General features: G+C 63.5%; 22 protein-coding genes. 9 read left to right on the top strand and 13 right to left on the bottom strand.

The features are described from left to right. Nucleotides 1-250 precede the first annotated feature (250 nt). Nucleotides 251-4,546: a phosphodiester glycosidase family protein gene (locus tag H2O75_RS09890; protein WP_182171524.1), complete on the top strand. Its 4,296-nt coding sequence runs from the start codon at nt 251-253 to the stop codon at nt 4,544-4,546. A gap of 275 nt (nt 4,547-4,821) precedes the next feature. Beyond that, complete coding sequence (gene gluQRS, locus H2O75_RS09885; protein WP_374971573.1) at nt 4,822-5,748, top strand: tRNA glutamyl-Q(34) synthetase GluQRS; 927 nt, start codon at nt 4,822-4,824, stop codon at nt 5,746-5,748. Between the two features lie 100 nt (nt 5,749-5,848). Here gluQRS and H2O75_RS09880 read toward each other — a convergent pair whose 3' ends face one another. Beyond that, the gene (locus H2O75_RS09880) at nt 5,849-6,880 is read right to left on the bottom strand and encodes an NAD(P)-dependent alcohol dehydrogenase (protein ID WP_182171518.1); all 1,032 of its coding nucleotides are present in this window, start codon (nt 6,878-6,880) and stop codon (nt 5,849-5,851) included. Nucleotides 6,881-7,170: 290 nt separating this feature from the next. On the opposite strand from H2O75_RS09880, the gene H2O75_RS09875 reads away from it, so the two are divergent. Continuing rightward, nucleotides 7,171-7,335 (top strand): hypothetical protein, encoded by a 165-nt coding sequence (locus H2O75_RS09875; RefSeq protein ID WP_182171515.1) that lies wholly within the window; start codon nt 7,171-7,173, stop codon nt 7,333-7,335. Between the two features lie 37 nt (nt 7,336-7,372). Here the strand turns inward: H2O75_RS09875 and H2O75_RS09870 are convergent, their stop codons facing one another. Then, the gene (locus H2O75_RS09870; RefSeq protein WP_182171512.1) at nt 7,373-9,394 is read right to left on the bottom strand and encodes a prolyl oligopeptidase family serine peptidase; all 2,022 of its coding nucleotides are present in this window, start codon (nt 9,392-9,394) and stop codon (nt 7,373-7,375) included. Between the two features lie 76 nt (nt 9,395-9,470). Next, nucleotides 9,471-9,644 (bottom strand): Rv0909 family putative TA system antitoxin, encoded by a 174-nt coding sequence (locus tag H2O75_RS09865; protein ID WP_182171509.1) that lies wholly within the window; start codon nt 9,642-9,644, stop codon nt 9,471-9,473. Between the two features lie 171 nt (nt 9,645-9,815). Between H2O75_RS09865 and H2O75_RS09860 the strand changes: the two genes are divergently transcribed. From H2O75_RS09860 to H2O75_RS09845, 4 genes are read left to right on the top strand one after another with little or no spacing between them, the layout of a single operon-like run. Beyond that, nucleotides 9,816-10,211: a helix-turn-helix domain-containing protein gene (locus H2O75_RS09860; protein ID WP_182171506.1), complete on the top strand. Its 396-nt coding sequence runs from the start codon at nt 9,816-9,818 to the stop codon at nt 10,209-10,211. After that, nucleotides 10,208-10,936 (top strand): molybdate ABC transporter substrate-binding protein, encoded by a 729-nt coding sequence (modA, locus tag H2O75_RS09855; RefSeq protein ID WP_182171503.1) that lies wholly within the window; start codon nt 10,208-10,210, stop codon nt 10,934-10,936. Before H2O75_RS09860 ends, modA begins: the two co-directional genes overlap by 4 nt. Next, nucleotides 10,936-11,724, top strand: a complete 789-nt coding sequence (locus tag H2O75_RS09850; protein ID WP_182171500.1) for an ABC transporter permease — start codon at nt 10,936-10,938, stop codon at nt 11,722-11,724. Before modA ends, H2O75_RS09850 begins: the two co-directional genes overlap by 1 nt. After that, nucleotides 11,721-12,416, top strand: coding sequence for an ATP-binding cassette domain-containing protein (locus H2O75_RS09845; protein WP_182171497.1), 696 nt, complete (start codon nt 11,721-11,723; stop codon nt 12,414-12,416). The genes H2O75_RS09850 and H2O75_RS09845 overlap by 4 nt, the downstream gene beginning before the upstream one ends. A gap of 50 nt (nt 12,417-12,466) precedes the next feature. Here H2O75_RS09845 and mobA read toward each other — a convergent pair whose 3' ends face one another. Genes mobA through H2O75_RS09825 form a run of 4 tightly spaced genes read right to left on the bottom strand, consistent with a single transcriptional unit; the run spans nt 12,467 to nt 15,856 of the window. Next, nucleotides 12,467-13,030 carry a molybdenum cofactor guanylyltransferase gene (gene mobA, locus H2O75_RS09840; RefSeq protein WP_182171494.1) on the bottom strand — a complete coding sequence of 188 codons (564 nt, stop codon included), beginning with the start codon at nt 13,028-13,030 and terminating at the stop codon, nt 12,467-12,469. After that, nucleotides 13,027-13,494 (bottom strand): cyclic pyranopterin monophosphate synthase MoaC, encoded by a 468-nt coding sequence (gene moaC, locus H2O75_RS09835; RefSeq protein ID WP_182171491.1) that lies wholly within the window; start codon nt 13,492-13,494, stop codon nt 13,027-13,029. The genes mobA and moaC overlap by 4 nt, the downstream gene beginning before the upstream one ends. Continuing rightward, entirely contained in the window at nt 13,491-14,708 is a 1,218-nt protein-coding gene (locus H2O75_RS09830; protein WP_259365250.1) for a molybdopterin molybdotransferase MoeA, read from the bottom strand. The genes moaC and H2O75_RS09830 overlap by 4 nt, the downstream gene beginning before the upstream one ends. Further along, complete coding sequence (locus H2O75_RS09825; protein WP_182171485.1) at nt 14,705-15,856, bottom strand: ThiF family adenylyltransferase; 1,152 nt, start codon at nt 15,854-15,856, stop codon at nt 14,705-14,707. Before H2O75_RS09825 ends, H2O75_RS09830 begins: the two co-directional genes overlap by 4 nt. An 85-nt stretch (nt 15,857-15,941) precedes the next feature. Between H2O75_RS09825 and H2O75_RS09820 the strand changes: the two genes are divergently transcribed. Beyond that, nucleotides 15,942-16,991 carry a molybdenum cofactor biosynthesis protein MoaE gene (locus H2O75_RS09820; RefSeq protein WP_204736356.1) on the top strand — a complete coding sequence of 350 codons (1,050 nt, stop codon included), beginning with the start codon at nt 15,942-15,944 and terminating at the stop codon, nt 16,989-16,991. Between the two features lie 69 nt (nt 16,992-17,060). Here the strand turns inward: H2O75_RS09820 and H2O75_RS09815 are convergent, their stop codons facing one another. Both H2O75_RS09815 and H2O75_RS09810 read right to left on the bottom strand, forming a co-directional pair. Beyond that, on the bottom strand, nt 17,061-17,933 hold the full coding sequence (locus H2O75_RS09815) for a 4Fe-4S dicluster domain-containing protein (RefSeq protein WP_182171481.1): 873 nt from the start codon (nt 17,931-17,933) through the stop codon (nt 17,061-17,063). Continuing rightward, nucleotides 17,930-18,565 carry a TorD/DmsD family molecular chaperone gene (locus H2O75_RS09810; RefSeq protein ID WP_182171478.1) on the bottom strand — a complete coding sequence of 212 codons (636 nt, stop codon included), beginning with the start codon at nt 18,563-18,565 and terminating at the stop codon, nt 17,930-17,932. Before H2O75_RS09810 ends, H2O75_RS09815 begins: the two co-directional genes overlap by 4 nt. A gap of 81 nt (nt 18,566-18,646) precedes the next feature. Between H2O75_RS09810 and H2O75_RS09805 the strand changes: the two genes are divergently transcribed. After that, nucleotides 18,647-18,916 (top strand): DUF6457 domain-containing protein, encoded by a 270-nt coding sequence (locus tag H2O75_RS09805; RefSeq protein WP_182171475.1) that lies wholly within the window; start codon nt 18,647-18,649, stop codon nt 18,914-18,916. A gap of 56 nt (nt 18,917-18,972) precedes the next feature. Here H2O75_RS09805 and H2O75_RS09800 read toward each other — a convergent pair whose 3' ends face one another. From H2O75_RS09800 to H2O75_RS09785, 4 genes are all read right to left on the bottom strand, one after another. Beyond that, nucleotides 18,973-19,983 (bottom strand): dimethyl sulfoxide reductase anchor subunit family protein, encoded by a 1,011-nt coding sequence (locus H2O75_RS09800; RefSeq protein ID WP_182171472.1) that lies wholly within the window; start codon nt 19,981-19,983, stop codon nt 18,973-18,975. Then, complete coding sequence (locus H2O75_RS09795) at nt 19,983-20,621, bottom strand: DMSO/selenate family reductase complex B subunit (RefSeq protein WP_182171469.1); 639 nt, start codon at nt 20,619-20,621, stop codon at nt 19,983-19,985. Before H2O75_RS09795 ends, H2O75_RS09800 begins: the two co-directional genes overlap by 1 nt. A gap of 15 nt (nt 20,622-20,636) precedes the next feature. Further along, nucleotides 20,637-23,201, bottom strand: coding sequence for a DMSO/selenate family reductase complex A subunit (locus H2O75_RS09790; RefSeq protein WP_182171466.1), 2,565 nt, complete (start codon nt 23,199-23,201; stop codon nt 20,637-20,639). A gap of 381 nt (nt 23,202-23,582) precedes the next feature. Continuing rightward, nucleotides 23,583-26,036, bottom strand: a complete 2,454-nt coding sequence (locus H2O75_RS09785; RefSeq protein WP_182171463.1) for a DMSO/selenate family reductase complex A subunit — start codon at nt 26,034-26,036, stop codon at nt 23,583-23,585. Between the last annotated feature and the right edge of the window lie 200 nt (nt 26,037-26,236).

Here is a 26,236-nt window from a genome sequence, read left to right as displayed (position 1 = left end):
GGATTTCACTCCTCCACAATCCGGGGCTTTCGCGTGCCCACGGCGCCCTGAGGGAGGTGACGTGCTTCACTCGTGCCGATAGTGCGGTGTTTGTGCTGATCATGACTCGAGTTCAGCAGGAGGATACAGCTTTGTTTACGCAGGCTTTCCCTCCCGTCCCCCACGGGTCGCCTCGAGTTCACCTGCGTTGGCAACCATGATCCTGGCCCGATACGGGCAAAACAGACATGGATTGTTGACTGGAGTGACAATGGGTTCAAGACACAACTCCCGATCGCGGGCAGGGGGCCGGCTTGTCGCCGGTGTCCTCGTCGCCGGCATGGGTATGGGAGCAATACCGGCGATAGCGTCAGACGGGCTCGTGCAGTCCGATGCTGTCATCGCTGCTGTCGATGCAATGACGATCGACGGTGGCGGCACAGCTATCGTCACCAACTATGACAGGCAGATGCTTGCCCCAGGCGTTGAGCTTGTCAGCGTCGACCGGATTCAGCCGGGCGGCAGACTCGAGTTCGATGTTCTCGTCGCAGACTTGGGCTCCGGCTCAGTCAGAGCAGACTACCTCTATCCCGGTACAGTCTCCGACGCGGAACCGGTCTCAGATCTCATCGAGAATGCGGACGCTATCGCGGGCGTTAACGGCTCCTTCTTCGACATCAACGCCTCAAAGGCACCCTCCGGCGTGGGCATCTCCGAAGAAGAAGGAATCGTGACGGTCCCCGCGGGAACCGGCAATGGCGCCATCACGTCGAGCCACATTCCCGTCGTCTTCACGCCGGAGGGCTTGGCCGCCTTTGCCGGGATCACGCTCACGGCAGAGGTGACGCACAATGGCGAGCCGCTCGACCTCGACATCGCAGGAGTCAACTCGTACTTTCTGGGTGAAGGCCAGATCGGCATGTTCAACCACGTGTGGGGTGACTATACGCGCGATCGGGCCCTCAACGGGGGCACGGGAACCGAGATCCTCATCAGCCCAGATGGAATCGTGACCTCTGTCGGCATCCCTGCCACGGGCCAGCTGCCCGAGGGCGTCATCTCCCTCGTCGAGCGAGATGCACCCGGCACCGATCGTGCTCTTGACGCCGTCGAGGTCGGCGACCAGCTCGTCGTCGAGATAGCCGTGACATCCGAGGCTGGAGAGATCTCCGCCGCCATCGGCGCCAACGCCATGCTTGTCTCAAACGGCGAACCCGTCGTCTCTCGGGACACCGCGCTCAACCCGCGAACAGCGATCGGCTTCAACGAGACCGGCTCGCTCATGTACCTTCTCGTGGTCGATGGGAGGCAGGCCTCATCCACCGGCGTCACACTGACAGACCTGGGTGTCCTCATGAAAGAACTCGGTGCGTTCAACGCCGCGAATCTCGATGGGGGCGGCTCGACGAGCATGGGTGCCGTCGCGCCGGGGGAGACTGTCGTCGACACTCCCCACAACCCGTCTGATGGGCAGGAGCGTCCCGTTCCGAACGGGATCGGACTCGTCGTCGACCGCGGATCGGGAGAGGTGTCCGGATACTCCGTCGCGCCCCTTCACCACATCGGGGACGCAACACGCGTGTTCCCCGGGCTGACGCGCCGCGTCCAGGCCAAGGGCTACGACGAGACAGGTTCTGCCGTGCCCGGCACGGTACCCGCCTGGTCGGCGACCGGCGCTGTCACAGTCGAATCGCATGGTGATCACACGGCCACCCTGACTGGCATCGCAACCGGGACCGACACGGTCGTGGCATCGCACGGCGATGCGAGCGGATCGCTCAACATCGAGGTCCTCGGGGAGCTCTCCCGTATCGAAGTCAGCCCCTCCGTTGTTCAGCTCTCCAGCTCTGACGACGTCGCATCCTTCACCGTCTACGGCTATGACAAAGACGGCTACAGGGCTCCTATCGATGCCGGCGACGTCACGATTGCGGGCAATGAGGGCGGTGCGTTCACCATCGAACCCGGCTCGACCGGTACCTTCGCGGTGAGTGCGAACGCCGACAATGCGTCCGCTCCTCTCACCGTCGATGTCAATGGAATCTCTGCAGAGGCTGCCGTGAGCGTCGGCGTGGATACGCTGCCGGTCGCTAACTTCGAAGATGCTGACCAGTGGACGGCAGGTCAGGCTCGTGCACCGGGAGTAACGGTCACACCGGCGGACGGCCAGGACGATCGTGGCGGAGCCGCGATCTCCTTCGACTTCACCCAGTCAACGGGAACGCGCGGCGCCTATGCGATTGCCCCCGGCGATGGCATCGAAATCCCGGGACAGCCGACAGCTCTCACGGCGTGGATGGATGGGAACGCGCACGGGGCATGGCCCCGCATCCAAGTCCGCCAGGCCGATGGCACAGTCACCCAGCTTGATGGTTCGGCAGAACCGTTCGAGGGCTGGCGCCGCGTCACCTTCGCAGTCCCCTCCGGTGTGGACTATCCGCTCACCTTCCAAATGTTCCGGCTCATGGAGACGCGCCCCGCGGCTCAATACACAGACTCGGTTGTCGTGTCAGATATCCAGGCACTCGTCCCGACCCGCGTCGACCTGCCGGTCGTCGAGGACGTGACCGACCCCGTCATCGTCCGTGCAGGCGGCACGGACGATTCACCCCTGCGGATTGCCGTCGTGTCCGACGCTCAGTTCGTGGCACGCCAACCCGATTCTGGGGCTGTCCAAGGAGCACGCGAGTCGTTCCGCGAGATCCTTGCCGAAGACCCCGATCTTGTCATCATCAACGGCGATTTCGTCGACGAGGGGGCCCCGGAAGACTTCGAGCTCGCACAGCGCATCATCGATGAGGAGCTCGGGGACTTCCCCTATGTGTACGTGCCGGGCAATCACGAGATCATGGGCGGAGACATCAGAAACTTCGTTGACGCGTTCGGTGCCACCAACGGATACCTTGATGTTGAGGGGACACGCCTCGTGTGGGTGAACTCTGCCCCTGGCAGCCTCAGCCACGATTTCGAGCAGCTGACCATGCTTCGCCGCGCACTCGACGACGCCGCGACGAACGATGACATCACCGGCGTCGTCCTGTTCCAGCACCACCCGGTCGACGACCCGCTTCCCACGAAAGCGAGCCAGATGTCGAACCGCCTCGATGCTGAGATGCTCCGCGACTGGCTCGAAGACTTCAGGTCTCAGACCGGAAAACCTATCGCGAATGTCGCGGCAGGTGTCGGCATCTTCCACGCCATGACCCTCGATGGCATCCCGTACTTCATCAACGGCAATGCAGGGAAAGGCCCGACCGGTGGAAGCTCCGGTTCGTTCACGGGTTGGTCGATGATCGGCATCGATCCCGCCGCCTCCTCGAGTCCTCGTGAGTGGATCTCCTTCGAGGTCAACACCCGCGTCGATGACGACGGTCTCTCGCTCGGCGAGTTCCCGACCGTTCTCGAGGCGAACGGTGAGGCGATCACTCTGACGCCGACCATGTCTCAGGACGACGGCGTGCGCACCATGCCGGTGGCATGGCCCATGAGCTACGCCTGGTCATCCGACAGCATCCATATCGGTGACGTCGAGTCGGCTGCCGAGGGTAGCATTGCCGCCTTCGATCCCGAGTCCAATACCCTCACCCCGCTCTCGGGAGGGGAAGGATCGCTGACGCTCACGGTCAACACCGAGTCCGTCACGGCAGACTTCACGATCGCCCCTGATCTCGTGCCGGTCACCCCCGAAAAGCCAGGCTTCACCGGCAACGTCATCTCGATCCCCGAGGTCGACGGCGTCGACTACCTCATCGCGGATAAGGTCGTGACCGGCAATATCGAGATCAAGAAGGACACGACCGTAACCGCGCGTGCCGCCGAGGGCTACATCCTCTCCGAGGGTGCGCGGTCCGAATGGTCATTTGCTCTTCCGGCCCCGACAACAGGAAATCTGTTCCGCTTCCCGAATGCCTGGGATTCGACAGATATCGGCTTGACGATTGCGTTCGGCCGAGAGGGCGATGAGGTCATTGTCGGAGACTGGGACGGGGATGGTCAGGACTCCATCGGCGTTCGCCGCGGCAAGGTCTTCTACCTCGACAACGAGCTAGTCGGCGGTGTAGCGGACGCATCTTTCCGCTACGGTCGAGAGGGCGATGAGGTTCTGGTCGGTGACTGGGACGGTAACGGTAGCGATACCCTCGGGGTGCGCCGCGGCGACACGTTCCTCCTCATGAACGAGCTCGTCGGAGGCGATGCTGAGATCACTTTCCATTACGGACGCGAGAGCGATGAGGTTCTGGTCGGTGACTGGGACGGCAACTCGTCGGACACGATACTCGTCCGCCGCGGGCGCGTGTTCTTCGTATCGAATGCTCTTCAGGGCGGCAACGCGGAGACGTCCTTCGCCTACGGCAGGAATGCTGATGAGGCGCTTCCCGGGGACTTCGACGGGGATGGAAACGACACGATTGCGCTTCGCCGAGGCGAGACCATCTTCCTCAAGAATGTTCTGTCCGGAGGGCCCGCGGACGAGGCTATCGACTTCGCTGATGGTGCGGTCTTTGTCGGTGACTGGGACGGTGATGGGGTCGATACTCCTGTCATGAACCAGCACGTCAGCCGCTAAGCCGCTGCTCCTCTCGATATCAGATAGGAGCGGCCCGAGGCGGGCCGACTAGAATGTGCTGAACGGGTGCGGGACTCCTCGAGTCCCGCACCTATGGGCCTTGCGTCTGCGTCTCAGTGCGGTGATTCAGGCTGGGACGTGCTGGGGGAAGAGACTCTCTGGCCTCCACACGTATCGCACGAGGAGTGCCGCACGCTGGCATGTGGCGGGCGGGCCTCGATGATGCGGAGGGGGTGATTTCGCTACGCTTGCCATGGGAGGCAACGATGACATCGGTGGAACGCGGAAGAGGGCGCTATGCGCCGTCACCATCAGGCGACCTCCATCTCGGCAACCTCCGGACCGGACTGATCGCGTGGGCCTGTGCGAGGAAGGCAGGCCTGGGGTTTGTCATGAGGATGGAGGATCTTGATGAGAGATGCCGACTCGAGCATGTCGAGACGCAGCTGAGGGACCTTTCCGAGATCGGCATCGACTGGGACGGTCATGTCCTGTTCCAGAGCGATCGGGTTGATGCCTATGGGGAGGTCGTCTCGAGGCTGCGCGAGCGTGACCTGCTCTACGAGTGCTACTGCACGCGGGCAGACATGAAAGATGCTCCGCGGGCGCCGCACGCCCCGCCCGGATCCTACCCGGGAACATGCCGGCACCTCAGCGAAACAGAACGCCGGCACGGCAGGGACAAGCTCTCCACCATGCGGCGCGGCCCCGCCCTGAGGCTCAAGACAGACGTCGCAACGCTCACGGTGACTGACAGGTTGTGCGGCGAATTCACCGGTTACGTCGATGATTTCGTCGTCCAACGGGGGGATGGGGCGTACGCCTACAATCTGGTGGCCGTTGTCGATGATCACCATCAGGGCGTGTCCCAGATCGTTCGCGGCGATGATCTGCTCGATTCGACCCCGCGACAGGTCTACCTGCAGCAGCTTCTCGGATACGAGACCCCGGAGTATATTCACGTGCCGCTCGTCCTCAACTCGGCAGGGAAAAGACTCGCGAAAAGGGATGGTGCGGTCACCCTTGACGAACTTCACCGGGAAGGTTGGAGCACGGGGGAAGTCTTCTCCCTCATCTCACAATCCCTCGGTATCCACAGCGGCACCAGTGCAGAGTTCCTTGAGCAGTTCTCGCTCGACCTGATCGGCCGTGAGCCCTGGATCTTTGATCCGCTGGCGCGGAAGTCCAGGTCTGAAGAGTGAGAGTCTCGCCCGTTGACCGCATGTGGAGGAATTGCCGGTGGGTGGAAAGGGCTGTGGGCACCGGACGGCCCGCAGAGCCCCCGGTGCCGACAGCGCTGGTCTAGGGAACGAGGATTCCGCGACCGACCAGTCGACCGTTGTCGAGGTCGTTGATCGCATCCGCATATGCGCCGAGCTCGTACACTGACGTGTGGAGCGAGATCTTGCCCTCTGCCGTCAATGTCATGAGCTGGACGAGATCGTCGTAGGTTCCCACGAGGTTGCCGATCACATTGATCTCCCGGGAGATGATCGAGAGGGTCTCGATCTTGACCATTCCGCCGTAGCCGATGACGTAATAGTCTCCCTGGTTGCGGATAAGGTTCGGGCCGAGAAGCTCCATTCCCATCTCCGCGATGAAGTCGAGGACGACGTGTGCGCCTCCACCGGTGATCTCATGCACCTGCTTGATGATCGCTTCCGTATCATCCGTTGCGAGGACGGTGTGATGAGCGCCGAGACTGCTGGCCAGTTCCAGGGCCGCCTCAGACTTGTCGATGACAGTGATCTGGGCGGGGGTGAGTGCCAGGAGGGACTGGATGCCGATGTGGCCGAGGCCTCCCGCTCCCATGACGACCGCGTGAGTGCCGGGATGCAGCGCCGGAATAGTCTTCCGAACAGCGTGGTATGCGGTGAGGCCAGCATCGGCCAGTGCCGCAATGTCGCGAGGCTGGAGCTTCGGGTCAAGCTTCACAACCGCACGAGCATTCGTCAGCATATACTCCGCCATCCCGCCCTCGGCGTTGAGCCCGGGGAAAGATGAGTGTGAACAGTGGGAGTCGTTGCCACGCCGACATTCGGGGCAGAGCCCGCACGTGACGAGCGGGTGCATGATGACCGTGTCGCCGACCTCGACGTTCGAGACGGCGGAACCGACAGCGTGGACCCAGCCAGCGTTTTCGTGGCCGAGGATATAGGGCAGGGTAGGGTTCTGGATCGGATCCCACTGCCCTTCGATAATGTGCAGGTCGGTGCGGCACAGGCCAGCCGCCCCGACCTTGACGATGACATCCCACGGACCGGTGATCACCGGTTCCGGAACGTCATCAAGGTGAGGCATCTCATGGTATTTGTGGATTCGTACTGCTTTCATAACAATCCTTCGTCATTGGAGGAGTATGTGTCCGTTGAGACTACGTCCGTATGATCCACGACACAAGGGGTCTGACCTGCAGTGACGCCTCGGTGGAGTGCTGTGGTGTGCAGAGGCGTGTGGGCACGCGCTCGGAAAACCGCGCGCATGTGTGCGCAAGATCTCACTCCTCTGTCGGAACGTCCTGGAGGATTTGTCAGATGTTTGTGTCACTTTGGCAGTATCGTGCCGATTCGCAACAGGCTAGTGTTGGTTCCACTACGTCTCGGACTCTCGCAAAGGAGTGGTCGATGTCCTCGTCCAAAGGTCATGATCGCCGGAATTCCGGTGGCTACGACTTCGGTGGCTACGTCCCCGGAGCCGATTACACGCCCCGCCCCCGCCCCAAATGGCAGGCTCTCGTCGCAGTTCTTCTCATCGTCGGACTCGTCGGCTTCTCAGCCTTCCTCATCTGAGACCATCACCCCCGGACCGGCATGAGCCGGTCCGTTCTCATGCCAGCCGGCGTTCGAGGAACTGGAAGATCAACGCGAGGCTGAGAGCGCTCTGTTCAGCATCCGCAGCACCGGCATGGCCGCCTTCGATGTTCTCGTAATACTCCACGTCGTGCCCGCACTCCTCGAGCAGGGCAACGAACTTTCTGGCGTGACCGGGATGGACGCGATCATCCTTCGTCGACGTCATGACAAGGATCGGGGGATACGATCCGCCCGCCGATACGTTGTGATACGGGGAATAGGCCTGGAGGAACTCCCAATCGTCAGTATCCGGATTGCCGTACTCATCCATCCAGGACGCCCCCGCAAGGAGATGCGAGAACCTCTTCATGTCGAGCAGCGGAACCCGGCACACAATCGCACCGAACAGCTCCGGATACGTCGTATACATGTTGCCCATGAGCAGGCCGCCGTTCGAACCGCCGATCGCGGCCAGGCGGTCCACCGTCGTCACCCCAGTCGCCACGAGATCAGCCGCAACGGCCGCGAAATCGGCATAGGCGCGATGACGCCCCTCCTTGAGAGCGGCCTGATGCCATGACGGGCCGAACTCCCCGCCGCCGCGAATGTTCGCAACGGCATACACGCCCCCCTTCTCAAGCCAGCCCTTGCCGTAGGTGCCCGCGTAGCCGGGCGTGCGGGAGATCTCGAAACCCCCATATCCGTCCAGGAGGCAGCGGGCAGGCGCCCCGCCGTCAATCGCCTCCCGCGCGCCGACAAGGAAGTAGGGAACCCGTGTTCCGTCAGCAGATACTGCCCACCGCTGACGTACGACCATTCCGCTCGCGTCGAAACGTTCCGGTGTCGAACGCACCTGCGCAATATCGAGTCCGTCCTTCGACGCGGAACCATAGAGCAGTGTCGTGGAAGTGAGGAACCCCGTCGTCGTCACCCACACGTCGTCGCCGCGCTCGCGGTCGACAGCGCTCACGCCGATCGAATCGAACTCGCCCAGGTCGGGATGGAGCTCTGTCACCTCCCAGGTGTCGATGGCGGCGAAGTAGACGCGGCTGCGAACGTTGTCGAGCGTGGTGAAGACGATCCCCGATTGGAGCTCGGTCAAGCCCGCCAGGGAAGCGTGCGGAGTGGGAGCGAAGATCGTCACGACACGGTCGGCCACCGGGCCCGTGAGAGCATCCGCATAGGGCAGGGCAAGGAGCGAGCCGGCCGCGAAGGTTGTGCCGTCGAGGTGCCAGTCGTATCGCAGCTCGAGGATCGCCCAGTCTTTCACCATGCCGACGCCCGCGCTGTGCGGCAGGAGGATCTCGGTCAGCTCGAGAGTCTCCTCATCCACTTCGTAGAGGATCGTGTTGCGGAAGTCTGTCGCCCGTGCGGCAAAGGTCCTCTCGTAGCCGGGGGTGAAGTCGTGCGATGCGGAGACGACGATATCTTCCCGCTCGCCTTCGAGAATAGTGGGAGCGTCGGCGATGCTCGTGCCGCGTTTCCATAGTCGAACCGATCGCGGATATCCCGAGTCGGTGAGGGAACCGGCCCCGAAGTCGCGTGCCACGAGGACGGAATCGTTCTCGGTCCACGACATGGAACCCTTCGAGGCGGGTGCCGAGTATCCGTCGTCGAGGAAAGAGCGTGTCTCGAGGTCGAACTCCCGCACCACATTCGCATCAGAGCCGCCGGGTTTGAGGGTGATGAGTGCCCTGTCGAAGTTGGGCCGGCGAAGGTTCGCGCCGCCGAACACCCATGACTCTCCCTCGGCCGCCCCCAGCGCATCAATGTCGAGGAGGACGTCCCAGACGGGCTCGGACAGGTAGTCCTCGAGGGTCGTGCGGCGCCACAGCCCTCGGGGGTTGTTGCCATCCGTGTGGAAGTTGTAGATATAGCCGCCGCGGAGGGTGCCCAGATCGAGCTTGTCTTTCGCGGAGAGGATGTCGAACAGTTCCGACTTCGCGGTGTCGAAGCCGCTCCCACCATAGGATTCGAGCGTCCGATCAGTCCTCGCCATCACCCACTCGAAGGTCGTTTCAGTCGAATCTTCCAGCCATATCCGCGGATCCATCATGACGCCAGTCTAAGGGAATCTTCCCCTATGCACTGTGCCCGGCCATGAGGCCGGGCACAGTGGGCAAAGTCAACGGTTACTCGGTACCGACCTGCTTGTCGATCGAATCCCGGACTCCTGAAATCTTGTCGTGATGCTCGGCGCCAGCCTTCGACTTAGCGAGAGCCTCAGCGCGATCCAGGGCCTGATCAGAGACCTGCTCGGCCTTCTCAGAGTTCAACGCTTCCTTTGCCTTGTCAAAAATACTCACTAGGCCTCCTTCCGTCGGGGCTGCCGACCGAGTGATCAGCATTGATGACAATGTACTCCGCAGACGCGCCCACTGCCAGTGAAACAGTCCTTTCGCAAACCACATCTTTATAGGCGCATATGCGGGACTTTGGTTCCAGAGTGACCGCATATGCCGTGTAAGCTAGCGGCTATGTCAGAATATCGGGTGAAAGATGTGGCGCGTCTTCTCGGCGTCTCGGACGATACGGTGCGTCGCTGGGTCGACGATGGCTCCCTCCAAGCGCGGAAAGACGGAAATCGGATTCGCATTGCCGGCACCTCTGTCGCTGCTCTCGCTCTTGCTCTTGCAGAGGGCAAGGCGGCTGGTGACCACGAGGTGTCGACACGGAACGAGCTTGCCGGGATCGTGACACGAATCCAGATGGACGGGGTGATGGCGCAGGTTGATCTCCAATGCGGGATCTACCGGGTTGTCTCCCTCATCTCCGCCGAGGCGGTGCGGGAGATGAACATCGAGGTCGGCTCCCCGGCAACCGCCCTGATCAAAGCAACCAACGTATCGATCAAGTCGGAGACCCTCTCATGAAAAAACTCAGCATCCTCCTCCTGGCGGGGCTCACGCTCACAGCATGCTCCAGTGCGGGAGACAGCACCGAGGGGGAGCGTGACACCACCGTCATGGTCGCCGCCTCCATGTGCGATCTCGCCGAAACCGTGGCGGGAGAGATGTCGGGCGTGACGACTGTCTGTTCAGGGTCCGCCGATCTTGTCGCCCAGATCGAGGCGGGCGCCGCTGCCGATATCCTCGTGACCGCGAACCAGAAGACGGCAGATCAGATCATCGACGCAGGACGCGGCACGCAGCTCGATGTCATCGCCGCGAACGAGCTCGTTCTCGTCGTCCCCGCGGGCAACCCTGCGGGTGTGACCGGTTTCGACGAGTCGATGAATGCGTCCGATCTCGTCGTGTGCGCTCCGCAGGTGCCGTGCGGCGATGTGTCGTCGCAGCTCGCCGAGCTCAACGGCCTCACGCTGACCCCGGTGTCCGAGGAGCAGTCCGTGACCGACGTACTCGGCAAGATCGTGTCGGGACAGGGCGATGCTGGCCTCGTCTATCGCACGGACGCGAACAGCGCGGGCGATGCTGTCGAGATCATCGATATTCCCGGCGCAGGCGAAGTCCCCAACACGTATCCCCTGCTCGTCATCGACTCGGACTCGGCGGATGATGCTGAGCAGGCGTGGATCGACGCCTTCACAACGGGTGCCGGCAGGCAGCGGATGATCGATAGCGGGTTCACGACACCGTGATGTGGAAGACTGCTGGTGCACCGCCCCGATGGATCATGATCGGGGCGGTTCTCGCCGTTCTGGCCCTCTGCCTCCCGATCGCCGGGATGCTGATCGACATGCCCTGGGCAGATGTGCCGAGGATCCTCAGCTCCGACGTGGCGCTGGCTGCTTTGGGTGTTTCCCTGCGCACGGTCGCTGTCTCCACGATCATCTGCGTGGTGCTCGGCGTCCCCCTTGCACTCCTCATGTCCCGGACGACGAGCAGGTGGGGAGAGGTTCTGCGTGTGGCCGTGACAATCCCCATGGTGCTGCCCCCGGTGGTTGCGGGTCTCGCCCTGCTGTCCACGTTCGGAAAGCGCAAGCTTCTCGGCGAGCAGCTCTCTCTTCTCGGCATCGATATCGCCTTCACTGCTACCGCGGTGGTGATGGCCCAGGTTTTCGTTGCCATGCCGTTCCTTGTCACCTCTCTCGAAGCCTCCCTCCGCTCGAACAGGTCCTCCCACGCGCAGATCGCCGCCACTCTCGGTGCCTCTCCCAGCTACGTGCTGTTCCACGTCACGTTTCCGATGATGATGCCGGCACTCGTGTCCGGGACAGCTCTGGCGGCGGCCCGCTGTCTCGGCGAGTTCGGGGCAACCTTGACGTTCGCGGGATCCCTCGAAGGGACGACGAGAACGATTCCTCTCGCGATCTATCTGCAGCGCGAAGTCGACCCGGACACGGCCCTGGCGCTCGCCCTCGTGCTCCTCGTCCTCGCCGTCCTCGTCGTCTCCGTGACAGCCCGCGGGCGGAAGGTGGCACGATGATCTCCCTCCATGCCTCCGTGGCCCAGCGAGGCCTGACCTTCGATCTTGATCACGGCCAGGGCCGGACCCTGGCCATCATCGGCCGCAACGGGTCAGGAAAGTCCTCCCTTATCGGGCTGCTCGCGGGACTTCTCGTCCCTGATCCGGGCGGCACCCTTGTCCTTGACGGTGTGACGGTGGCGGGGCCCCAGTGGGTGCCCCCGCACCGCCGCCCCATCACCCTGCTCTCCCAGGATCCGACGCTCTTCCCTCACATGTCGGCACTCGACAATGTGGCTTTCGGACTGCGGGCGGCTGGCATGGCGAAGAGCGAAGCGCGGGAGCGTGCCCGGGTGGGCCTCGACGGAGTCAGTATCGGGCACCTGTGCGACCGGTTGCCGCATCAGCTCTCGGGTGGTCAGCAGCAGAGGGTTGCTCTCGCCCGCGCCATCGCCGTAGAGCCCTCGATCCTCCTGCTCGATGAGCCGCTGGCCGCCATGGACGTGGGGGCAGCGGTCGAGCTCCGTGTTCTCATCAGGCAGGCCCTGGAGGGGCGTACGGGAGTCGTCGTCACGCACGACATCGGCGACATTCGTGCCTTCGCGGACGATGTGGCCGTGCTCGCAGACGGCCGGGTCGGTGACTATGGTTCGGTTGATGAGCGCATGGGCGACGAGAATTCGCTCCTGCGCCGCTACTTCCTCGGCTACTGACGAATCCGCCCGTCAGTGACAAGCGTTCGCGTGAGTCTAGGGGCAGCAGGCTAATCGGATGGTGCGGCGGCCTCCCTCGCGCACTCCACCTCATCCCACGTGTCGACGTCGTTCGCTGCCGGGTTGGGCCCGAGAACTGTCACCGTGAGGGCGCCGAGAACAGCGCGGACGGGCAGGTTCACGAGCCCACCCTCATTCTGCAGTTCGGCCACTCTTGCGCGTACCGCAGATGTGGAATAGAGACCTGCTAAGTATTGGGTGCGTACCCCGCCGAAGCACACGCCATCACCCTCGAACGAATCGATGAGAACCGGTAATCCGCTGGCGATGAAAGGAATGTCGCAGGAGAGGATGAAGAGGCGATCGCCGGTCACGTGAGCCAAGCCGGCACCGATCCCCGCGGCAGGCCCGGAGTGCGGGGGATCCTCAACCGTTCTCTTCAGGTCTGTTTGAGCATGCCCGACGACAACGATGTTGTCTCTGGGGACGCCCACCTCCTGGCAGGCATTCGTGACATGCGTGAGCATCGTGTCGGCCCCGACCGTGACGTCTCCCTTGGAGGCACCGCCGAGGCGGGTTGCCCTGCCGCCAGCGAGGACGATCGCGCCGATCATGGGCGAGTCCACGTGCCTGATCGGCCCCCCGATTTGGCGATGATGCGGCAGCTGGTGATCTCAGCCGACCGGTCCACGCCCTTGATCATGTCGACGATGGCGAGAGCCGCGATGGTGACGCCCGTCAGTGCCTCCATCTCAACCCCGGTGATATCGGCCGTGCGGACCGTGACCGAGATGTCGACGCCATGGTCCTCGATGGAGAGGTCGACCGTTGCCGCATGGAGTGCGATCGGGTGTGCGAGGGGCAGCAGGTCCGGTACCCGCTTGGCGCCCGCAATCCCGGCGATCCGTGCGACGGCGAGAACATCCCCCTTGGGCACGGTGCCGTCCCGGAGGGCTGCGATGACATCGGGGGAGCAGGTGACGGTGCCGACCGCGGTTGCCTCCCGCACAGACGGCGTCTTTCCGGACACATCGACCATGTGAGCGTCACCGCTCGACGTCAGGTGAGTAAATTTCACAGCCACCACACTTTCACAGCGTCGCCTTCGGCGATCTCGTCAACATCCGCGGGAACGTATGCGAGTCCGCGAGTCTTCATGAGGGAGTACACGAGGTGGGATCCGGACCCGCCCGACGCGGCAGGTACCACGAAACCGTTCTCGGCCACGACGGGCATGAACTGAGCCCTGCCCTCCGGGGTTCTCCAGGATGTGCCCGTCTGCCATGTCTGCCAGGGAATCGTCGTGTCGCGCATGCCCGCCAGGGTGGCGATCATGGCCTCCCCATAGACTTTCATGGAGACGAACACGGAGACGGGGTTGCCGGGAAGGCAGACGATGGGGATCTGGCGGCCTGCGAGAGCGACAAGGCCGGAGCCCTGTGGTTTGCCGGGCTGCTGGGCCACTGACACGAAGTCGACGCCGCGGCTGCGAAGGTGCTCTTTGACGACGTCGAAGGCTCCCGCGGAGACGCCGCCGGTCGTGATGAGGCCGTCAAGGTAGGCGCCGTGCTTCTCGAGGGTGGCTGCGAGGTGGGCGGGATCGTCCGAGGACGTGGAGAGAACAACGTCTTTCCCGCCCGCGGCACGCACCATGAGGCGGACAAGCGTGGAGTTCGAGTCGGGGATCTGTCCCGGCAAGAGGCTCTCCCCGGGCCTGCGCAGCTCCGAGCCCGTCGACAGGATCCCGATGACGGGCTTCCGGTGGACGCAGACATAGCCGTGCCCGATCGATGCGAGGGCGGAGAGCTGGGTGGGACCCAGCCGAACCCCGGCCTCGAGGGCCAGCTCGCCCGCAGCGATGTCTTCCCCTGCCATGCGCACGTTCGCACCTGTGGATGCGGTCTCGAGGAAGGTGACCTCCTCGGGAGCTTCCGAGGCCATGTTCTGGCCAGCATTCTCCGTCTTTTCAACCTGGATGACGGTATCTGCGCCTGAGGGCAGGGGGGCGCCCGTCATGATCCTCATCGCGGTGCCAGGCTCCAGCTCGGGGACATCGGTCCGACCGGCCGGGATATCGGCGCTCACCCGCAGCGTCACGGGAAGGTCGGCCACGTCATCCGCGCGCACCGCGAACCCGTCCATGGCCGAGTTGTCGAAGGGCGGGACAGCGAAGCGGGCAAAGATCGGCTCCGCCGTCACCATGCCGTCTGCGGCGTGCAACGGGAGAGTCTCCGTCGACACGGGCGAACCGAGGGACAGAACATGCTCCCGGTACTCGTCGAAACTAATCACTGTGCGCCTTCCACCTGAAAACCAGCGGCCTGCCATGCGTCCAGGCCACCACTAACATTAATGCCCCTGATCCCGACACGCGCGAGGGCCTCGACGGCGCGGGCGCTGCGGGCACCTGCCTTGCAGTGCACGTAGACGGGCTGCTCGCCCGCGGCGAGCTCGGGATGTGCGAGAAGCTCGGACAGCACGATGTGCTCCGTGCCGGGCAGGTAGGCCGCCTCGCGCTCCTCGTTCTCGCGAACGTCGAGGATGCGGACGCCGTCCTCTCGGAGCTTCCTGAACTCGACGATGTCGACCTCGGGCACCTTGGGGGCCGAGCAGTAGGGGAGGAGATCCTGGGCGGAGATCGGCTCGGGCCGAGGCAGCGGGCGCGGGGAGAACGGAACCGTATAGATCTCCGCCTTGAGCGTGTCGACCACCATGACGCGGCCGATCAGGGGCGTGCCGATCCCGCAGATCAGCTTGACTGCCTCCGTTGCCATGATCGTGCCGATCTGGCCGGGCAGGGCGCCAAGGACCCCGACGTCGCCGCAGGAGGGCACATCCCCGGGCGGGGGCGGGGAGGGGAACAGGTCCCGCAGGCTCACCCCGTCGGGGCCGGGTGCGCCTGCCGCGACGGCTCGTTCACCCGTCCAGAAGACAGAGACCTGACCGTTGAACTGGAGGATCGACCCCCACACTTCGGGCATGCCGAGACGCGTGCAGGCCGCTTCGACCAGGTAGCGCGTCTGGAAGTTGTCTGTCCCATCCATGACAACGTCATACTCGGAGAAGATCTCGTCAATGTTCTCGTCGGTGAGACGGCACTGGTGTTGGATCACCTGGACGTCAGGGTTGAGCGCAGTCAGAGCATCGGCCGCGGACTGGGCCTTGGGGGTGCCGACGCCAGCGTCCGTATGGAGGACCTGCCTGTGCAGATTGGAGCGATCAACGCGATCATCGTCGATGACGCCGAGCGTTCCCACGCCCGCCGCCGCGAGATAAAGGAGGGAGGGTGAACCGAGTCCGCCCGCACCGATGGCGAGAACCTTCGCATTCTTCAGCCTGCGCTGCCCGATGTCCCCGATCTCGGGGAGCATGAGGTGGCGGGAGTATCGGACGGTCTGTTCCGGGGTCAGCACGGGGCCGGGTTCGACGAGAGGAAGCATAAAGGTGATTCTACTCGTCCCGTCGTGTCCGATTTGTGGGACTACCGTCGTATTGTATCTTTCCGCGGGAGGGTAGGATGAGCGGGTGATTAGCGCCCATGTCCTCACCGTCTCGGACCGATGCTCCAGCGGTGATAGAGAAGACCTGTCCGGCCCCCTGGCCACCGCCCTCCTCGGCGGGTGGTCCGTCGACGTGACCGACACTCGGATCATCCCCGACGGCGCGGATTCCGTCCGCACCGCGATCGAGGAATCGGTCCGGGCCGGAGCCCGCGTCATCGTGACCACCGGCGGGACCGGGATCTCGCCCCGCGACGAGACGCCGGAGGGAACACTCCCCCTCATGTCGAAACGCCTCGACGGGATCGAGTCCCTCATCAGGCAGGCCGCGAAGAACGCCCCCGCGGCCCCGCTGTCCCGTGCCCTTGCCGGCATCGTCACCGTCGATGGTGTCGACGCGTTCGTCGTCAACGCGCCCGGATCGCGCGGCGGTGTCACCGACACGATCAATGTCATCGGCCCCCTTCTCGACCACATCGTCGATCAGCTCGAGGGAGGCGATCACCCGGTTCCGCACGTCTCCCACGATCACGGCGGCCACGTATCGGCCCTGGAGGTGCCCGCCGCGCACCATCATGGAGCGAAGGTGACCCCCACAGCGCATGCTCGTGCGACGTGGGAAGCGCAGCATGCCGCAGAGCATCCCGATCACGATGCTGACGTCGTCTATGCGACCGTCACGGATCAGCCGATCGACATGGATCGTCTCGTCGCACTCGTCGAGCGTCCCGAGGCTGGAGCGGTCCTGACATTCACGGGGATCGTCCGCAACCACGACGCCGGCAGGTCGGTCAACTCCATCGACTACGAGGCGCACCCGGATGCTGACAAGGTTGTCGCCCGTGTCGCCCACCAGGTAGCGGAAGCCTCCGGCTGTCTCGCGATCGCCGTCGTCCATCGCTCCGGGCACCTCGACGTGGGCGATCTGGCCCTGGGTGCGGCCGTCTCGGCCGCCCACCGAGTGGAGGCCTTTGCCGCTCTCAACGAGGTTGTCGAACAGGTGAAGCTCCAGCTTCCCGTGTGGAAGAAGCAGCAGTTCCCAGACGGCACCCACGAGTGGACAGGCTCCGCCTAACCACAGTCCCTTGAAGCACCTATCCGGATTCTGAACGAACTGATCCCCACCCTGAGGGTGGGGATCAGTCTAGAAGCGTGCCCCGGGGGGCTTGGGTACGCCCTCGGGCCATCGCACGCCGAACGGGTTGTCGCGGGTTGCCGCGCACGTCGTGCAGAGCGTTCCGCCCTGACGGAGCGGGAAGAACGTCTTGCACCGTTCGCAGCGAACGGTGGGCACCGTTTCGAGCGGACGGCGGGATCGGCCCCCGAGCCTCGTCTGCCACGACAGGGTGCCATCGTTGGAGAAAGCATCCGCGGGACACAGCTCGATGCAGTCCCCACAGCCCACGCACTTCCCGTCGTCCATCGCCAGCGTCGTGATCCGGCGATCCGGTCCCGTCTCGAGGTGGCTGAGCTCAAGAGCGTCAGTCGGGCAGGTCTTCACGCACACCCCGCACGCGGTACATCCGCTCACATGCAGGAGCAGTCCAGGCCCGGGAATGTCCGCAAGGGCGGCACTGTCCACACCCTCCGCGGTCAGCAGCTGCTTGAGTGCCAGCCGTTCCCGATCGGGGGCAAGCATTCCCTCGTCCGGCAGCGGCTTCTCTGATCGGCCGAGGCCGAAGAGATCGCGGCGCGAGTGCGGCACATCGTCCGAGCCGAACGATTCGCGGGGCTTCACCGCGCACACCCCGAGGCGCACGCGGTCGATACTCGCGGCCGCGAGCGTTGCCATCAGCCCCGTCAGGGGGCCGGGATCCCCGTGGAGGTAGATGATCGTGGCACCGAGTTCGAGCGATTCGAGGATCTCGTGGGTGGGCACCTCCGCCAGGGGCCCGGCAAGCATGATCGCTGGGATCGTCTTCTCCGCCACGAGCGGTTCCACACCCTGATCGATGAGAGCGATCGGGCCGGGCTCGTTGGCTCGGAGCCAGGAGTGAAGGAGGCGGAGTGTGGTCATTGGGCCTCGGAGTAGGCGGTGATCGCCCCGAGCGAGAGATACATGATGCCGGAGTAGAAGCTCGTATCAGCGGCCTCGGCGGCCGTCTCGAGCATCTGCGGCGCCCACTCCATGATGTGCTGCGTCATGAAGACGGCACCGATGCCGTAGTAGCGGGACGCGTCTGTCGTCGATCCCTGGTCGAGAGCATCGAGGCTCCGCAGGCAGGACTGGGCGATGAAGTTGAACTCGAGGCCGATGTGATCATCGGGCTCCTGGTTGAGCTTGGGCGCCTGCAGGCCGAGCTTCCGGTACTCGGCACGGACCTCGAGTGTTTCCGTGTCGAAGACGAGGCGGTCCTGGTTGCGGTGCACGGACTCGTAGGGGGGAACCTTCGCGCCGGCCGTCACGCCGTACAGAAGGTTGTGGTCGCGGCGGATCTCCGCAACGGTCTCGCCCTTCTCGAACGAGGCCCGAATCTGGTCGAGGCCGAACTGGGTGTCACCCGTCGCCTCGAGCGGCCACTCGTCGAGGAGCTCGTTGAGCTGATCGAGGGTCTCCTGATCGGGGGACTGCAGGTGGAGTCGACCGAGCGTCGCGAACGCTGCAGCGAGACGGTCGAGCGATTCGGGCGATGGTAGTGAAGGGTTCACGTTTCTCCTTAGAAGGGGGTTCTGCGTTAAGTCTAGCGTCGTGGAAGAATGAGGGCATGACGCCCATGAAAGGTAGGAATAATGGCAAATACTGATAATCCGGAGAAGATGGAGGCGATGCGGAACTGGCTCGGAGCCGTTGCGGAAGAGCTCAACATCGCACCGGAGGTCATGGCCGAGGTGGAGAGCCCGCTCCTTGGCCTTATCGGCCAGATCGCGCACGGCCCGTCCCGTCCGGGAGCGCCGCTCACCGCGTTCCTCATCGGCCTCGCCGCGGGGCGCGGCGATGGTCGGGCAACCGATCTCGTCGCCCAGATCAAGACACTCGTCGCGGAGTATCAGCAGGGCTGAGGCTGAGCAAGCATGAAGGGCGGCACCGATCGGTGCCGCCCTTCATCGTGACAGGACTACATGCCCACGCGGAAGAGCGTGTCGTAGTGGATGGAGCGGCCCATGAACTCGGAGACCGTTGCGAGTGCGAGAGCCGAGACCATGAGGATCATCATCGTGTTGGGGCTCTTGAACTCCTGGTTCGCGGTCTTGAACGTGAACACGGAGAGGAGGATGGCGGCGATGCCGAGGAGGGCGAGGCGGACGAGGAAGAACCCGGACTCGTATTCCTGAGCGGCAAGCTGCGCTTCAGCCACGCCGTTGGCGAGGTTGAGGACGTGGAAGATGTAGCCGATGAAGATGGCGACACCGATGACGACCGATGCGACCGAGACCCAGCGGACGATCGTCACGCCAGCCTGAGCATCCTTCGAGGTTGCCTTGAGGGGCGTCCGTGCCATTGTCGCGGCCTGGGTGCGGGTCTTCTCAAGAAGGCCGACAGAGCCGCCGGACGGAGCCGGGGTATCAACCGGAGCATCCGTCGCCTTGAAGCGGAGCGACATGTGGATGAGGATCGCGGCACCGACAGCCAGGGCGCCCAGCAGGAAGGTTGTGGCGAAGAACTGGAACGGGACAGCCCACGTGTTCCATGCGGGAACCGTCACGAGTGTCGCGTAGATCATCGACATCGAGTAGACGAGGGCAAGGCCGACGACTGCCGCGGCGCCTGCGATGATCTGGCGGACCGCGTGGGTGCCGATCTTGAACCACTGCATGATGGCGAAGAGGAAGCCGAGTCCGGCGAAGCCGACACCGAAGATGATCTCGCGGGACAGCCAGGATGTATCCCAGTTGCGAACCACGTTGAGAACGTTCGTCACGTCATTCATGTGGAACATGGAGGCGATGAGGCCGAACACGAGTGTCGGACCGATCGCGTAGATCGCGGGATCCGTGACGCGTTCGATCGTGTCACGACCGAACCGGGGAATACCGAACAAGTTGATGACGCCGAGGGCGACGAAAGCGCCGACGCTGAGTTGCGCCAGGACCGTGAAGATGATCATTGGCAGTTCATGGAGATTCATTAGATTTCCTTCGGGTTCGCAATGGCGCCGGTGCTGGAGTCCCACGTCTGGGCATCGCGGTGCGGGTTGATCACAAGGCGCGGCTGGGTGAGCGACGGGTCGGGCAGCGGAGCAATGTTGTTCGTCGTGCCGTATTCTTCGCGGAGTTCATCGATCGGACCCCAGTCGAGTGCGCGCGACGGGCATGCCGCCACACAGGCCGGATCCTGACCGGTCGACCGGTAGTCGTAGCAGAGGTCGCACTTGGTCATCTGGCCCGTGTCTGCATTGAACTGCGGTGCGGAGTAGGAGCATGCCCACTCGCAGTAGCGGCAGCCGACGCACTTGTCGGAATCGACGTAGACGGTGCCGTCTTCCCGGCGGCTCATCGCCGTCGTGGGGCAGACCTCCATGCAGATCGCATCTTCGCAGTGGTTGCAGGCGATCGACGTGTAGTACGTGAAAATGTTCGGGGTGAAGGTGTTCCCTGACTGCTGCCAGGACCCGCCCGAGTATTCGACGACGCGGCGCCAGTTGATGCCGACCGGAAGGTCGTGCTTATCCTTACAGGCGATCTGGCAGGCCTTGCAGCCTGTGCACAGAGTCTGGTCGAAGAAGAAGCCGTAGTTTGCTCCTGCTGTTATCTCAGCGGTGGCCATGATTCTTTACCTCTTTCAAGCCTTGACGACGTTGGCAATAGTGGTGTGGACGGCGTTACCCTTTGCCAGCGGCGACGGGTGGTGCGACGTGAGTGTGTTGACCGAACCGGCGATGTCGACCGGCATGTCCTGGTTTGCTTCCTTCGGGGGCTTGACCTCGGAAGCGGGCTTCGGATCGAACCATGCACCCTGGGGGATGGAGAGCGTGCCCGGAACGATGCGTTCCGTCACCCTCGCGGGGAGCTTGACGGTGCCGCGATCGTTGTAGACGAAGACCTCGTCATCGTTCTTGATGCCGCGGGCGGCAGCGTCGACCGGGTTGATCCACACGGTCTGGATGTGGGCTTCCTTCAGCCAGTCCACGTTGCCGTAGCTGGAGTGGGTGCGTGCCTTGAAGTGGTGCCCGATCACCTGGAGCGGGTACTCCTCGGAAGCGCGAGCTTCGAGTGCACCTTCCCAGGTCTCGACGAATTCCGGCAGAGCGGTCAGCTTGTCGCCGGCCAGCTCGGGGCGGAACACACCGAACTCCCACTTCTCGGCCATCGCAGCCAAGCGGTCGGAGTAGATCTCGATCTTGCCCGACGGGGTGGGGAGGGGGTTCGCTTCGGGATCCTCGCGGAAGTCTGCCAGCGCAACCGCCGGGCCCTTATCGATGCGGTAGATGCCCATCTCCTTCCACTCCTCGTAGGAGGGCAGTGCCGGCTCGGCCTCGCGGCTCTCCGAAATCATCTGCTCGAGCCACTCTTCACGGGTCTTCCCGCCGGTGAACTCGTCCTTCGTGCCGAGACGATCAGCGAGCTCGGTGCAGATGTCGAAGATCGACTTGCACTCGTAGAGCGGATCGATGGCCTGCGAGGAGATGATGCCGTATGCCATGGGGCCGCCGTTGGAGCCGGGGTGGATATCCGACTCTTCTGCGGTCGACGTGCCGGGCAGGATGTAGTCCGAGTAGCGTGCCGAGACGGTGTAGGCAATATCGCATGTGACGATGAGTTCGGCCTTCGACTCGTCCTGGAGGATCTCGACGGACTTGTTGTTGTCACCTGTCTGGTTGACGAGTGAGTTCGAGCCGTACTGGAAGACAGCCTTGATCGGAACCTCGAGGCTGACGTTCGTGGGAACGCCGTTGTCGTCGACGGGAACCTTGTGGTCCCGGACGCCCGGGGCGACCTTCTCGTACACGCCCGAGTTGAACGTGTTCATCTCCGGGCCGTGCTCGATGGCGTCGAGCCAGGAGAACACGGAGATGATCTTCTCTGTCGGGTTGATGATCTCCGTGTTGAAGGAGTTCGACAGGGGCAGGCCCTGTGCGCCCTCGCGGGCGCCGGTGCCGCCGCCGGGGATGCCGACGTTGCCGGTCACTGCCGCGAGCATGAAGATCGAGCGTGCGCTGTTCTCGCCGTTGGCGTGGCGCTGCGGGCCCCAGCCCTGGGTGATCGCGGCGGGCTTGGCCGTGGCGATCTCACGAGCGAGCTGACGGATCTTCTTTGCCGAGACACCGGTGATATCGGCGGCCCATTCGGCCGTCTTCTCGATGCCGTCCTCGCCCTTGCCCTCAAGGTAGGCGCGGTAGGAGGAGTTCTTCGGGGCGCCCTCGGGGAGGGTCTTCTCGTCGAAGCCGACGCAGTACTTGTCGAGGAAGTCCTGATCCTGGAGGTCTTCCTGGATCATGACGTGAATCATGCCGGCGATAAGAGCGGCGTCCGTGCCGGGACGGAGGGCGATCCACTCGTCGGCGAGAATCGCTGCGGTCTCCGAGTAGCGGGGATCGATGACGATCGTCTTGACGCCGTAGCGCTTCTTGATGTCCTGGGTGACGAACAGCTGCCCACCGCCTGACATGCGGGTCTCGAGCGGGTTGTTGCCGAACATGACCTGAAGCTTGGAGTTCTTCACGTCATCGAAGGAGTTGCCGTTGACCCACGAGCCGTAGTGGTACGGGTAGGCCTGGGTGATCTCGGTCGTCGAGTAGTCCGAGTAGTGGTCGAGGTAGCCGCCGAAGGTGTTGAGAAGGCGGGCGAGAGGCGTGGCGTCCGGCGGCCAGGAGCAGGCCATGATGGAGCCGAGAACGCCGGTTCCGTACTGGATGTAGAACGCTTCGTTGCCGTAGCGGTTCTTGATGTCGATCATCTTGTCGGCGATCTCGTTGAGAGCCTGATCCCACGAGATCTCTTCCCACTGCTCTTCGCCGCGCTTGGTGCCTTCCTTGCGCTTCATGGGCTTCTTGAGACGGTCGGGGGAGTAGATGCGGTGGCGCTGCGAGCGGCCGCGGACGCAGGCGCGAACCTGCTGGCTGCCGAGCTCGTCAGTGCCCGTGTTATCGGCCAGGACGCGGACAACAGTGCCGTCCTTCACCTGAAGGCGCAGCGGGCATCGCGAACCGCAGTTCACTGTGCAGGCGGACCAGACCGTCTTGTCGACGCCCTCCATGCCGTCTGCAGCGGCGGCCGGTGCGGTGCCCGGCATGCCGAGATGAGCGGCGGTGGCGACGAGTGCGGCAGAGCCGCCGGCGACACCGGACCACTTCATGAAGGAGCGGCGCGATAATCCGCGCTTCACCTCGTTCTCCATAATTGTCATTGTCAACCTTCTCTTCCCAAGGGTTGGTGGATATTTTTAACGTGTTTAATTGAAGTTTTACCGCAAGAAATTGGTGCGCATGGGACTTTCGTCTGCGCCGCAGAATCTAGAAAGTTTCGGCCCAGCCGAAAACTCTCTCGATGTTGAGATAAGGCGTTTACCTGCGCAAATGCACGGAAAAGAAAGTTGCCAAAGAAACTATCGCCAGCATTGTGGCCTCTCGCTCACGGAAGAAGAAGCAACGAATTAAGCCCACTTTTCCTTGCTTAAATGGTTTTTCTCATTGGCGATCGCGCCAGAGCACCTCGTGCGGATGTCGGCCGGGACGCCGAAGGGGCGGAGGCGGCGTGTGCCGCGTCCGCCCCTGTCAGGGTTCTTCCTCTACTTCGTGTAGCGCTCGTAGAGCTCGACCTGGACGAGCGAGGTGTGCCCCGGGTTGCCCTTCGCGAGCGGCGAGGGGTGGTACTTCATGACCGTGTTGACGTTGCCGCCGACGTCGACGCCGTCCTTGTCCGGGGTGTACCAGGCGCCCTGGGGAATCGAGACGACGCCGGGTGCGATACGCGGGGTGACGCGGGCCTCGGTGCGGATCCTGCCGCGCGAGGAGAACACGTCGACGATGTCGCCGTTGCGGATATCGCGCTCCTCCGCATCGTCAGGGTTGATCCACACCATCTGCGGGTGTGCCTCGAGGTTCTTCGCGAGGTTCGCATACGACGAGTGCGTGCGGCCCTTGTAGTGGTGGGCGATGCACTGGAGCGGGTAGTCCTTGTTCGTGCGGGCCTCGAGAGCGCCCTCCCACGTATCGATGTGCTCGGGGAGCGCTGTCAGCTTGTCGCCCTCGGTGATGCCCTCGAACACCCACGTCTCCGCCATCTCCGCCAGCGGTGCCGAGTAGATCTCGATCTTCCCGGACGGTGTCATGAGCGGGTTCGCCTCGGGATCCTCACGGAAGTCCTTCATGCCGATGAAGTGGCCGTTCGGGTTGCGGAAGCGGAAGACTCCCATCTCCTCAAGCTCCTTCTCCGAGGGGAAGTCCGGGAACCCGGCCTTGGTCTCTTCGAAGAGCCACGTGCGCCATTCCTCCTGGGTCCGGCCCTGCGTGAACTCCTCTTCGATGCCGAGACGCTTCGCAATCTCCGTGCACATGTCGTACCCGGTCTTCGTGTCATAGAGGGGTTCGATGGCCTTGGCTCCCCAGATCGACCAGCCAGTATCGGAGCAGGACGCCCCGGGAATGAGGTCGTTCTCCTCGAAGTTCGTGGTTGAGGGGAGGACGATATCGCCCCAGTCGCAGCTCGGAGTCCACTGATGGTCGATGACGACGATGAACTCGCACTTCGTGTCATCCGCCAGGGTCTCCTGCGTGACGTGAACATCGTTGTGCTGGTTGATAAGAGTGTTCGAGGCGTTGACGACCATGAGCTTGATGCCGACATCAAGCTTCTCCTTGCCGCGCACACCATCGCGCACGTCCGTCATCTCCGGCCCATGGTCGATGGCGTCGATCCAGTTGAAGCAGGAGATCTGGGTCGCGACAGGCGGGGCCTCCCCGTCGAAGAGGGGGAATGCCTTGACGGGGATCGAGAAGTTGCCCTCCCGGGCGCCGTTGCCGCCGCCCGGGATGCCGATCTGGCCAATCGCCGCGGCGAGTGTGAAGATCGCACGAGCATTGTTCTCGCCGTTGGCGTGGCGCTGCACGCCCCAGCCCTGGGTGACTGCACACGGCTTGGCCGTGGCGATCTCACGGGCAAGCCTGCGAATCTTCGCCGCGGGGTAACCGGTGATATCGGCGGCCCACTCGGGGGTCTTCTCGATGCCGTCCTCGCCCTTGCCCTCAAGGTAGGCGCGGTAGGAGGAGTTCTTCGGGGCGCCCTCGGGGAGGGTCTTCTCGTCGAAGCCGACGCAGTACTTGTCGAGGAAGTCCTGATCCTGGAGGTTCTCTTCCACCATGACGTAGATGAGGCCGGCCACGAGGGCGGCGTCCGTGCCGGGGCGGATGGGAACCCACTCGTCCCCGACGTCAACGGCCGTTTCCGAGTAGCGCGGGTCAACGATGATGGTGCGCACGCCGTGCTCGCGGCGAATCTTCTGGACGACACCGAGCTCGCCGCCGCCTGACATGCGGGTCTCGAGCGGGTTGTTGCCGAACATGACCTGAAGCTTGGAGTTCTGTGCGTCCTCGAGGGAGTTCGATGCCATCCAGCCGCCGTACTGGTACGGGAACGCTGCCGTGATCTGGGCGGTCGAGTAGTCGCCGTAGTAGCCGAGGTAGCCGCCATAGCTGTTGAGCAGGCGCGGCCACGTGCCGCGCTTCGTGATGTTGCCGCCCGTCGAGCCGGAACCGTAGTGGTACCAGATCGCCTCGTTGCCGTAGGTGTCCTTCACCCTCTTCATGTTGGAGGCGATCGTGTCGAAGGCTTCCTCCCAGGAAATCTCCTCCCACTTGCCCTCGCCGCGCTTGCCCGTGCGCTTCATCGGCTTCTTGATCCGGTCGGGGGAGTAGATGCGCTCGCGCTGGTTGAGTCCGCGCACACAGGCGCGGATCTGAAGATCGCCCAGCTCATCCGAGCCCGTGTTGTCCGGGAGGACGCGCACGACGGTGCCGTCCTTGACCTGGAGGCGCAGCGGGCATCGGGACTGACAGTTCGCCAGGCAAGCGTTCCAGAAAGTGCCGTCAACCCCTTCCATGCCATCCGCGGCGGCCGCGGACATCGTGCCCGGCATGCCCAGGTGGGCGGCCGTGGCGACCAGGGCGGCTGAACCGCCGGCAATGCTCGACCATTTCATGAACGAACGGCGAGAGACCTCGCGGTCAATAACAGGGGAAGTCATCGTGGCTCCTTCTTTGTGTGGCTTCACCCAAGAATCTGACAAATACACAACCTGCTACCGGGCTAAAGGTCCCACGACAAATCGTGCCAACGGGGAGTAATGGGGCGTTGAAACGGCGGATTTCCACGGTTTAGTCGAGACAAAGTCATCGTGCCCGTCCGTAGCGGCGTCCCGAGGGCAGTTTTCGGCGAACTCCCAGG

Origin of the sequence: Flaviflexus equikiangi (assembly GCF_014069875.1) — a bacterium.
Classification (GTDB): domain Bacteria; phylum Actinomycetota; class Actinomycetes; order Actinomycetales; family Actinomycetaceae; genus Flaviflexus; species Flaviflexus equikiangi.
The sequence above is the reverse complement of the archived record's forward strand: the minus strand, read 5'-3'. Positions and strand labels throughout refer to the sequence as shown.

Bases quoted from the DNA above. Each gene is read 5' to 3' on its own strand.
- H2O75_RS09890 (WP_182171524.1), top strand. From the start codon at position 251: ATGGGTTCAAGACACAACTCCCGATCGCGGGCAGGGGGCCGGCTTGTC.
- H2O75_RS09880 (WP_182171518.1), bottom strand. From the start codon at position 6,880: ATGAAAGCAGTACGAATCCACAAATACCATGAGATGCCTCACCTTGAT.
- H2O75_RS09875 (WP_182171515.1), top strand. From the start codon at position 7,171: ATGTCCTCGTCCAAAGGTCATGATCGCCGGAATTCCGGTGGCTACGAC.
- H2O75_RS09870 (WP_182171512.1), bottom strand. From the start codon at position 9,394: ATGATGGATCCGCGGATATGGCTGGAAGATTCGACTGAAACGACCTTC.
- H2O75_RS09860 (WP_182171506.1), top strand. From the start codon at position 9,816: ATGTCAGAATATCGGGTGAAAGATGTGGCGCGTCTTCTCGGCGTCTCG.
- modA (WP_182171503.1), top strand. From the start codon at position 10,208: ATGAAAAAACTCAGCATCCTCCTCCTGGCGGGGCTCACGCTCACAGCA.
- H2O75_RS09850 (WP_182171500.1), top strand. From the start codon at position 10,936: ATGTGGAAGACTGCTGGTGCACCGCCCCGATGGATCATGATCGGGGCG.
- H2O75_RS09845 (WP_182171497.1), top strand. From the start codon at position 11,721: ATGATCTCCCTCCATGCCTCCGTGGCCCAGCGAGGCCTGACCTTCGAT.
- mobA (WP_182171494.1), bottom strand. From the start codon at position 13,030: ATGATCGGCGCGATCGTCCTCGCTGGCGGCAGGGCAACCCGCCTCGGC.
- H2O75_RS09825 (WP_182171485.1), bottom strand. From the start codon at position 15,856: ATGCTTCCTCTCGTCGAACCCGGCCCCGTGCTGACCCCGGAACAGACC.
- H2O75_RS09815 (WP_182171481.1), bottom strand. From the start codon at position 17,933: ATGACCACACTCCGCCTCCTTCACTCCTGGCTCCGAGCCAACGAGCCC.
- H2O75_RS09805 (WP_182171475.1), top strand. From the start codon at position 18,647: ATGGCAAATACTGATAATCCGGAGAAGATGGAGGCGATGCGGAACTGG.
- H2O75_RS09800 (WP_182171472.1), bottom strand. From the start codon at position 19,983: ATGAATCTCCATGAACTGCCAATGATCATCTTCACGGTCCTGGCGCAA.
- H2O75_RS09795 (WP_182171469.1), bottom strand. From the start codon at position 20,621: ATGGCCACCGCTGAGATAACAGCAGGAGCAAACTACGGCTTCTTCTTC.
- H2O75_RS09790 (WP_182171466.1), bottom strand. From the start codon at position 23,201: ATGACAATTATGGAGAACGAGGTGAAGCGCGGATTATCGCGCCGCTCC.
- H2O75_RS09785 (WP_182171463.1), bottom strand. From the start codon at position 26,036: ATGACTTCCCCTGTTATTGACCGCGAGGTCTCTCGCCGTTCGTTCATG.